Origin of the sequence: Propylenella binzhouense (assembly GCF_009866965.1) — a bacterium.
Lineage (GTDB): Bacteria > Pseudomonadota > Alphaproteobacteria > Rhizobiales > Afifellaceae > Propylenella > Propylenella binzhouense.
The window spans coordinates 1-9,669 of the sequence record NZ_SPKJ01000126.1 but is presented as its reverse complement, the minus strand read 5'-3'; the positions used below and the strand labels follow the sequence as shown (position 1 = coordinate 9,669).

General features: G+C 72.7%; 7 protein-coding genes. All 7 read right to left on the bottom strand.

Annotation, left to right across the window (positions count from 1 at the left end; all coding sequences use genetic code 11):
• A partial coding sequence (locus E4O86_RS20785; RefSeq protein ID WP_246206535.1) for an NAD(P)-dependent oxidoreductase occupies positions 1–966 on the bottom strand: 966 nt, incomplete at its 3' end.
• Positions 938–3,607, bottom strand: a complete 2,670-nt coding sequence (locus tag E4O86_RS20780) for a nitrate reductase (protein WP_205521013.1) — start codon at positions 3,605–3,607, stop codon at positions 938–940. The genes E4O86_RS20785 and E4O86_RS20780, both read right to left, overlap by 29 nt.
• Positions 3,608–3,621: 14 nt before the next feature.
• Complete coding sequence (gene nirD, locus E4O86_RS20775; protein WP_161142465.1) at positions 3,622–3,954, bottom strand: nitrite reductase small subunit NirD; 333 nt, start codon at positions 3,952–3,954, stop codon at positions 3,622–3,624.
• A gap of 5 nt (positions 3,955–3,959) precedes the next feature.
• Entirely contained in the window at positions 3,960–6,410 is a 2,451-nt protein-coding gene (gene nirB / locus E4O86_RS20770) for a nitrite reductase large subunit NirB (protein ID WP_161142464.1), read from the bottom strand.
• A gap of 6 nt (positions 6,411–6,416) precedes the next feature.
• Complete coding sequence (locus tag E4O86_RS20765) at positions 6,417–6,842, bottom strand: globin family protein (protein WP_161142463.1); 426 nt, start codon at positions 6,840–6,842, stop codon at positions 6,417–6,419.
• Positions 6,843–6,853: 11 nt separating this feature from the next.
• Complete coding sequence (locus E4O86_RS20760) at positions 6,854–8,614, bottom strand: ABC transporter ATP-binding protein (RefSeq protein WP_161142462.1); 1,761 nt, start codon at positions 8,612–8,614, stop codon at positions 6,854–6,856.
• 13 nt (positions 8,615–8,627) lie between these two features.
• A partial coding sequence (locus E4O86_RS20755) for an ABC transporter permease (protein ID WP_161142461.1) occupies positions 8,628–9,669 on the bottom strand: 1,042 nt, incomplete at its 5' end.

The following is a 9,669-nucleotide window of genomic DNA, read 5'->3' as shown; positions in this document are numbered from 1 at the left end:
GCCCGCGGCGTCGCCCTCGACCAGCCGGACCACGTGCCGGCCCTGCCGCGCCAGCCGGAGCGCCAGGGCGTCGGGCGCCTCGCTCCGGCCGGCGCCGCACGCATCGCCGACGAGCATGCGCTTCGCCTCGCGGCGGGCAAGTTCCAGGACGCCGCCGGGCACGCCGTCGTCGTAGAGGATGACGTCGGCCGTCTGCAAAGCGCGCAGCGCCTTGATCGTCAGGAATTCGGGATCGCCGGGGCCGGCGCCGACGATCGTCAGGCGGCCCCGCCGCCTGCCGTCGGAAGCGGCGGCGAGCGCCCGCAGCTCCCGCTCCGGCCCGTCCTCCGGCGCGCGGAGCAGCGCGAGCTCGGCGAAGCGCTCCCAGAAGCGGCGCCGCGCGCCGACATCGCCGATCCGCTCCGAAAGCTCGGCGCGCATGGCCTTGGCGGCGGCCGTCCACGTCCCGAGAAAGGCCGGCAGCATCGTCTCGATGCGCCGCCGGATCGCCTGCCCGAGCACCGGCGCCGCGCCGTCGGTGCAGATGCCGATGACGACCGGCGAGCGGTTGACGATCGAGCCGAACTGGAAGTCGCAGAAGGCCGGCCGGTCGACCACGTTGATCGGCACCCCGGCGCGCCGGGCCGCGGCCTGCGCCCGCGCCGCCTCGCTTTCGTCGGCGGCGTCGGCGACGACGAGCGCCGCCTCCGCGAAATCGGCTGGGCGCCAGGCGCGCTCGAAAAGGCGCACGCTGCCGGCCGGCAGATCAGAGGCCGCGAGGAGGCGCATCTCCTCGTCCGGTTCGGGCGCGAAGGCGACGATCTCGGCGCCCGCCGCGGCGAGGAGCTCCGCCTTCCAGGCCGTGCCGGCGGAGGCGCCGGTCACGACCACACGGCGGCCGCGAAGGTCGAAGAAGACCGGCAGCTTGGCGAGCGCCGCGATGCGGGCGGCGCGGTGCTCAGAGCGCGGGCGCGAAAGCGTGTCCATCGACGATCCTCTGGATCTCGGAGCGGCAGGAGCCGCAATTCGTGCCGGCGCGGAGCCTTGCGCCGACGGTTTCGACGTCGCGCGCCGCGCCGGACCGGAGGCAGCGTGCGATGTCGTTGGCGCCCACGCCGAAGCAGGCGCAGACGAGCGCTCCGGGATCGTCCCGGCCGCCGCCCGCCCGCCCCGCGAGGATCGCGAGGCGGTCGGCGCCGTCCCGGCAGGGCCGGTCGAGCGCCGCGGCCGCGAAGCTGCGGGAAACGGCGACGGGCTCCGGCGCGACATGGACCGAGGCGAGCAGGCGCTCGCCCTCGAAGGCCGCGAAGCGGCGCCGGCCCGAGCCGGAATCGTGGAAGGCGAGGAGGCTCTCCTCCGCCGGCGCGCCGGGCAAAAGGAGCCGGGCCCAGTCGGCCCAGTCGGCGGGGGGCGCGAGGCCCGCGAGCTCGATCCGCCAGCCGCCCTTCGTCCGGGCCGCGGCCCAGTAGTCCGCGGGGATCCGCTCCGGCCGGTCTCGGAGCACGGCGAAGCCGTACCAGGCGGCCGGGAAGGGCGCGATCCGCACGCGGCTCGCCTTCAGCGCCGGCTGGCCGGAGACGGGATCGGTGTCGCCGCGGACAAGGGCGTCGACGCGGCCCGCGCTCGCATTCTGGTCGGTCCAGTGCATCGGCACGAAGACGCTGCCCGGCTGCTGCGCCGGCGTCAGGAAGGCGCGGGCGACGATCCGGGCCCGGGCGCTCTCGACCGTCACGAGCCGGGCGGCCGCGATGCCCGCTTCCGCCGCGTCGTCCGGGTGGATCTCCACGAAGGGCTCGGCGATATGGGCGGAAAGGCGGGGCGAGCGGCCGGTCCGCGTCATGGTGTGCCAGTGGTCGCGCACGCGGCCCGTATTGAGCACCAGGGGGAAGCGCGGCTCGCGGCGCGCCGGGGCAGGCCGGGGCGGCGTCGCCACGAAACGGGCGCGCCCGTCGGGGGTCTGGAACCCGCCCGCGCCGAAGAGCCGCCCGCCCGCCGGCTCGCCGGGGCGGACCGGCCACTGGACCGGCGCCAGCGCGTCATAGGCGGTGCGGTCGAGCCCGGCGAGCCCGCCGAGATCGAAGATGCGCGTCCCGCCGTTCTCGAAGGCGGAGAGCGCGGCGTGCTCGGCGAAGATCTCGGCCGGGTGCGAATAGGCGAAGGCGGATCCGAATCCCATTCTCTCCGCCACCTGCGAGACGATCCACCAGTCCGGCCGCGCCGCGCCGGGCGGGCGGGCAAAGGGCCGCTGGCGCGAGATGCGCCGCTCGGAATTCGTCACGGTGCCGTCCTTCTCGCCCCAGGCCGCGGCGGGGAGGAGCACGTCGGCGGCGGCGACCGTATCGCTGTCGCGCACCACGTCGGAGACGACCACGAAGGGGCAGGCCTCCAGCGCGCGCCGGACGAGATCGGCGTCCGGCATGGAATCGACCGGGTTCGTCGCCATGATCCAGAGCGCCTTGATGTCGCCGCCGGCCACCGCGCGGAACAGGTCGACGGCCTTCAGACCCGGCCGTTCGGCGAGGCGCTCCGCGCCCCAGAAGCGGGCGAGCCGCGCGCGCGCCGCGGGATCCTCGATCTCCATGTGGGCGGCGAGCTGGTTGGCGAGCCCGCCCACCTCGCGGCCGCCCATCGCGTTCGGCTGGCCGGTGACGGAGAACGGGCCGGCCCCCGGCCTGCCGATCCGTCCCGAGAGAAGGTGGCAGTTGAGGATCGCGTTGACCCTGTCCGTGCCGTCCTCGGCCTGGTTGACGCCCTGGGAGAAGACGGTGACGACCTTCTCGGTCGCCGCGAAGAGCTCGTAGAAGGCGAGGAGCGCAGACGGGTCGAGGCCGGTCGCCGCGGCCGCGCCGCGGAGCCCGGTCGCCTGCGCCGCGCGGAGCGCGCCGTCGAGCCCGCTCGTATGCGCGCTGACGAAGGCGTCGTCGAGCGCGCCGAAGCTGAAGAGATGGTCGAGCAGGCCGGAAAACAGCGCGACGTCCGATCCCGGCGCGAGCGGGAGATGGAGGTCGGCGCCCTCGGCGGTCGCCGTGCGGCGCGGGTCCACCACCACGATGCGCGTGCCGTGCGCCTCCCGCGCGGCCATCAGGCGCTGGAAGAGGACCGGGTGGCACCAGGCGAGGTTGGAGCCGACGAGCACGACGAGGTCGGCCTCCTCGAGGTCCCGGTATGTCGCGGGCACGATGTCGGCGCCGAAGGCGCGCCTCTGGCCGGCGACGGCCGAGGCCATGCAGAGGCGCGAATTCGTGTCGATGTTGGCCGAGCCAATGAAGCCCTTCATCAGCTTGTTGGCGACGTAATAGTCCTCGGTGAGGAGCTGGCCCGAGACGTAGAAGGCGACCGCGTCCGGCCCGTGCTCCGCGATCGCCGCGCCGAAGCGCGCGGCGACGAGATCGAGCGCCTCGTCCCAGGATGCCGGCCGTCCGCCGATCTCCGGCGCGAGCAGCCGCCCCTCCGGCCCGATCGTCTCGGCGAGCGCGGAGCCCTTCGAGCAGAGCCGGCCGAAATTCGCCGGATGGTCGGGATCGCCCCGCACCGAGACGATGTCGCCGGTCACCTCGACGAGGACCCCGCAGCCGACGCCGCAATAGGGGCAGGTGGTGCGCACCGTGCGCTGCGGGATCATGTTCATGCGGTCACACCGCCTCACTCAGCTGCGGCGAGCACCCGCGCCGCAAGCAGGACGCGGCCGTCCTCGATGCGGAGCGGGATCGTCTTCGCGCAGCCTCTGTCGGCGCCCTGCGCCTCGCCGGTGCGCAGGCTCAGCACCCAGTTGTGAAGCGGGCAGGTGACCGCGTCCCCGTGCACGATGCCCTGGCTGAGCGGGCCGCCTCTGTGCGGGCAGCGGTCCTCGATCGCCAGCATCTCGCCGGTCGCGATCCGGAACACGGCGATGTCGCCGGCCGGCGTCTTGACGGTGCGGGCGCCGCGCAGCGGCACGTCCTCGACGCGGCCGATCTCGATCCAGTCCGCCGTCATCGCGTTCATCGGACCGCCTCCAGCGCCCGCAAATCGGCCATCGGACGGAATTCGTGCGCCTCGGCGCCGCGCGCGCGCGGCTCCCACGGGTCGGATTGCGAGAAGCGCTGCGAGAAGGCGAAGCGGTCGAAGAGCGCGCGGCGGCCGGCGCGGTCGTCGAGGGCCTGGGCCCGGATCGTCTCCAGCCCGACGCGCGCCATCCATTTGTAGATGCGCTCGAGGTACCAGCCCTGCTCGCGATAGAGCTGGACGATCGCCACGATCGTCTCGAGGGCCTCGTCCTCGCTCGCCACCCGGCCGAGCACCTCGGTGCCCTTGATGTCGAGCCCGGCGGCGCCGCCGACATGGATCTCGTAGCCGGATTCGACGCAGACCACGCCGATGTCCTTGCAGGTCGCCTCGGCGCAGTTGCGCGGGCATCCGGAGACCGCGAGCTTCACCTTCGCAGGCGTCCAGGCGCCCCACATGAACTTCTCCAGCCGGATGCCGAGGCCGGTCGAATCCTGCGTGCCGAAGCGGCACCAGTCGGATCCGACGCAGGTCTTCACGGTGCGCAGCGCCTTGCCGTAGGCATGGCCGGAGACGAGGCCGGCGGCGTTGAGGTCGGCCCAGACGGCGGGCAGGTCCTCCTTCCTCACGCCCAGCATGTCGATGCGCTGGCCGCCGGTGCACTTCACGGTCGGGATCGCGAACTTCTCCACGACATCCGCGATCGCCCTCAGTTCGCGGGCGCTCGTCACGCCGCCCCACATGCGCGGCACCACCGAATAGGTGCCGTCCTTCTGGATGTTGGCGTGGACGCGCTCGTTGACGAAGCGCGACTGCGCGTCGTCCGCATATTCGCCCGGCCAGGCCGCGAGCAGGTAGTAGTTGAGCGCCGGGCGGCACTTGGCGCAGCCGCAGGAGGTCGCCCATTCGAGCTCCTGCATCACGGCCGGGATCGTCTTCAGCTCCTTCGCCGCGATCAGCCGGCGCAGCTCGCCGTGGCCGAGCTCGGTGCAGCCGCAGACCGGCTTCACCGCCTTCGGCGTGTAGGCGCCGCCGAGCGTCGCGGAAAGGAGCCGTTCCACGAGCCCCGTGCAGGAGCCGCAGCTGTTGGAGGCCTTGGTATGGGCGCGCACCTCGTCGAGGCCGGTCAGCCCCTTGGCCGTGATGGCGGAGACGATCGTCCCCTTGCACACGCCGTTGCAGCCGCAGATCTCCGCACTATCCGGCAAGGCTGCAACGGCCGCCATAGGGTCCAGCGGGGCGCCTCCGGCATAGGCGCGGCCGAAGATCAGCGTCTCGCGGAGATCGGCGATCGCGGTCTTCTCCCGCATCAGGTCGAAGAACCAGCCGCCGTCCGCGGTGTCGCCGTAGAGCACCGCGCCGACGATGCGGTCGGCCTCGATCACGAGGCGCTTGTAGACGGAGCGCGAGGCGTCCCGGAGCACGATCTCCTCGCGCCCCTCGCACTCAGCGAAGTCGCCGGCGGAGAAGAGGTCGATCCCGGTCACCTTGAGCTTGGTCGAGGTGACCGAGCCGGCATAGGCGGCGGCCTCGTCGCCGGCGAGCCGGGCGGCCGCGACCTTCGCCATCTCGTAGAGGGGTGCGACGAGGCCGTAGCACTGGCCGCGATGCTCGACGCATTCGCCGACCGCCAGGATCTCGGGGTCGCTGGTGCGCATGGAATCGTCCACCAGCACGCCGCGATTGACCGCGAGCCCCGCCGCCTTGGCGAGCGCGGTCGACGGGCGGATGCCGACCGCCATCACCACCAGATCGGCCGGAATCTCGGTGCCGTCGTCGAGCGTCACGCTCTCGGCCCGGTCGACCCCGTCGATCGATTTCGTGTTCGCGCGGGTGACGACCCGGATGCCGCGGCCCTCGAGCTCCTTCTGCAGCAGGTAGCCGGCGGCGGGATCGAGCTGGCGCTCCATCAGCGTCGGGGCGAGATGGACGACGGTCACCGCCATGCCGCGCCCCTTCAGCCCCGCCGCCGCCTCGAGGCCGAGCAGGCCGCCGCCGATCACGACGGCGCGGCCGCCGCTCTCGGCCGCCTTCAGCATCGTCTCGACGTCGTCGAGGTCGCGGAAGGTCGCCACGCCCGGGAGCCGGTGCCCCGGCAGCGGGATGATGATCGGATCGGAGCCGGTGGCGAGGAGCAGCCTGTCATAGGGCGTCTCGGTGCCGTCGGACGCCGTCACCGTCTTCGCCGCGCGGTCGATCGCCACGATCTTCCGGCCGGCGCGGAGCCGGACGCCGTGGCGGCGGTACCAGGCCTCGTCGTGGATGAGGATGTCGGGATAGGCCTTCTCGCCGGCAAGGACCGGCGACAGCATGATCCGGTTGTAGTTCACCCGCGGCTCGGCGCCGAAGAGCGTCACCTCGTAGCGCCCGGGCGCCTCTTCGAAGAGATGCTCCAGCGCACGGCCGGCGGCCATGCCGTTTCCGATGACGACGAGTTTCTCGGTCATGTCGGGCTACTCCGCGGCGACCCGGCTCGCTTCGGCCGCGTCGATCATGACGGCCGAGAGCAGCGTGTAGGCGGCGCTCCAGGCGGCCTTCGTCTCCGGATCGAAGGCGTCGCCGAGCCCCTGTTCGAGGGTCCAGAGGAGGGCGGCCCCGACCGGGGCGTAATGCGCCGGCGTCACGCCGTAGCCGGCATGGCGCACCGCGAGCCGCTGCGCGCCCGGCACGATCGCCGCCGGGTCCCTGAGCCCGTTCACGACCATCGCGAGCGTCGCCATGAGCTTCCGCCCCTGCTCGGCCATGTCGCCCTTGAAGAGCGGGCGGACCTCGGGCGCGGTCTCGAACAGGCGGGCGTAGAAGAGGCCCGCCGCGGCGTCGGCGATCGGCGCGACCTTCGCGAACGAGTCCTGCACGCGGGCGATTTCATCGGGGGTCATGGTCGGATCTCCTATTCCGCCGCCGCGAGGCGGGTGCTTCGGTCGCCGGGAGACGTGCGGCCGGCGCGCTTCAGCCGGATCGCCTCGAGATGCGCCGGATCGGGGTTCGCGCCGCCCTCGTAGGCCTCGAGGAAGCCGAGGAGCTCCTCGCGGTACTCGTAGAATTCGGGGAGCCCGAGCAGCGCCTTGCGGGCGCGCGGCCGCGGCAGGTCGATCTCCAGCACGGCGCCGATCCGGGCGCGCGGGCCGTTCGTCATCATCACGATCCGGTCGGCAAGCAGGATCGCCTCGTCGACATCGTGGGTGACGCAGATCGCCGTGACGCTGCTCCTCTTCCAGACGTCCATCAGCACGTCCTGCAGCTCCCAGCGGGTCAGGCTGTCGAGCATGCCGAAGGGCTCGTCGAGGAGGAGGAGCTTGGGCGAGAGCGCGAAGGCGCGGGCGATCCCGACGCGCTGCTTCATGCCGTTGGAGAGCTCCGCGGCACGGCGGTCCATCGCCTCGGCGAGCCCGACCCGGGCGAGGTAGTACTCGACGATCTCGCGCCGCTCCGCCGCGCCCGCCTTCGGATAGACGCGCTCGACGCCGAGCGCGACGTTCTCGCGCGCCGTGAGCCACGGGAAGAGCGAGGGCGACTGGAACACGACCGCGCGCTCCGGCCCGGCGCCGGTGACCTCGGTCCCGTCGAGCACGATGCCGCCGCCCGAGACCTCGAGAAGGCCCGCCGCCATGCCGAGTACGGTCGACTTGCCGCAGCCGGAATGGCCGATCAGCGAGACGAACTCGCCCTTCCGCATCTTGAGGGAGAAGTCCTCCACCACCGTCAGCGGGCCCTTCGGGGTGGGGAACGTCTTGCTCACCGCGGCGAACTCGACGTAGCGGGCCTCGATCGGCGAGGCCGAGGCTTCGCGGTAGGCCCTTGGCGGTGCGGGCTTGCGGGGGAACGGCACGACCGCATTCGGCTCGGGTCTCGGCTCGGCGGCCGCCCCCTGCTGGCGCGCGCCGCCCGCCTCGTCGAGATAGCGGATGATCGCGCTGCGGAGCCGGCGGAACCCTTCGTCGTGGTTGAGCGCGGCGCGGTCGCGCGGGCGCGGCAGGTCGACCTCGAAGCCGGGCCCGAGCCGGGCGGCGGGGCCGGGCGTGAGCGGGATCACGCGGTCGGCGAGGAGGATTGCCTCGTCGACGTCGTTGGTGATGAGGATGACGGTGCGCTTCTCCTTCGACCAGATCTCGACGATCTCGTCCTGGAGCTTCGCGCGGGTCAGGGCGTCGAGCGCGGAGAGCGGCTCGTCGAGGAGCAGCAGCTCGGGCTCGGTGGCGAGCGCGCGGGCGACGGCGACGCGCTGGCGCATGCCGCCGGAGAGCTCGGCCGGCCGGCGCGTCCGGGCGTGGGTGAGCCCCACCATCGCGATGTAGCGCTCGACGCGGGCCCGCCGCGCGGCGCGGCTCTCGGCGGCGAAGATCGAATCGACGGCGAGCGCGACGTTCTCCTCCGCCGTCAGCCACGGCATCAGCGAATAGGACTGGAACACGACGCCGCGGGCGGGCGAGGGGCCCGTCACGGGCGCGCCGCGGACGGTGATCTCGCCGGCATCCGGCGCCACGAGCCCGGCGATGGCGGAGACGAGCGTCGTCTTGCCCGATCCGGAGAAGCCGACGATCGCGACGAACTCGCCTTCCGCGACCGAAAGGTCGATCCCGCCGAGCACTTCGTGGCGGGCGGCGCCGGCGCCGTAGCCCTTGGTGACGTTGCTGAGCTCGAGAAAGGCCATGCTCCCGCTCCCCTCAGCGCGCCGCGGAATGGGTGAAGGCGGCCTGGAGCGCCTGCATGGCGCGGTCGAGCAGGAAGCCGATGATCCCGATCGTCAGCACCGCGACCATGATGCGGGCGAGCGAGTTGGAGGACCCGTTCTGGAACTCGTCCCAGACGAACTTCCCGAGCCCGGGATTCTGGGCGAGCATCTCGGCCGCGATCAGCACCATCCAGCCAACCCCGAGCGACAGGCGGAGCCCGGTGAAGATGAGCGGCAGCGCGGAGGGAAGCACGAGCTTGGTCAGCTTCTTCCGGGTCGAGAGGTTCAGCACGCGGCTGACGTTGAGGAGGTCCTTGTCGATCGAGGCGACCCCGACGGCCGTGTTGATGAGCGTCGGCCAGAGCGAGCAGAGCGTGACCGTGATCGCCGAGATGACGAGCGATTTCGGCAGGGCGGCGCTCGCATTGGCGTAGAGCGCGGAGACCACCATCGTGACGAGCGGCAGCCAGGCGAGCGGCGAGACCGGCTTGAAGATCTGGACGAGCGGGTTGATCGCGCCGTTGAAGGTTGGCGAGAGGCCGCAGGCGATCCCGAGCGGCACCGCCACCAGGGTCCCGATCAGGAAGCCGATCGCCACCGTCTTCAGGCTGGTGAGGATCTGGTCGGGATAGGTCGGCCGCCCGGTATAGTCCCGCCATTTCACGCGCTCGCTTTCGCCTGCCGCGACGAGCTTCTCGTTCCGCTCCGCCTGCCGCTCGTAGAACTCCGCCGCGCGCCGGCGCTCGGCCGCGTGCTCGCCGTAAAGCGTCGTCGCCTGTTCCCAGACCGCGGCCGGGCCGGGAATGGCGCCGAGCGAGGTTTCGACTCGCGGCGCAAGCGCGGCCCAGGCCAGCAGGAAGGCGACGATGCCGAGGACCGGCACCGCGATCTGGCTTCCGACCGCCTTCATCTGCGCCGGCGAGCGGTCGCCGGCGGCGATGCGGATCGGCGCGACGAGCCAGCCGAGGCCGAGCGCGGCGAGCGGGCGGGCGATCCGGTCGATGCGGGCGAGGCGTGCCTCGCGCCGGGCGGCG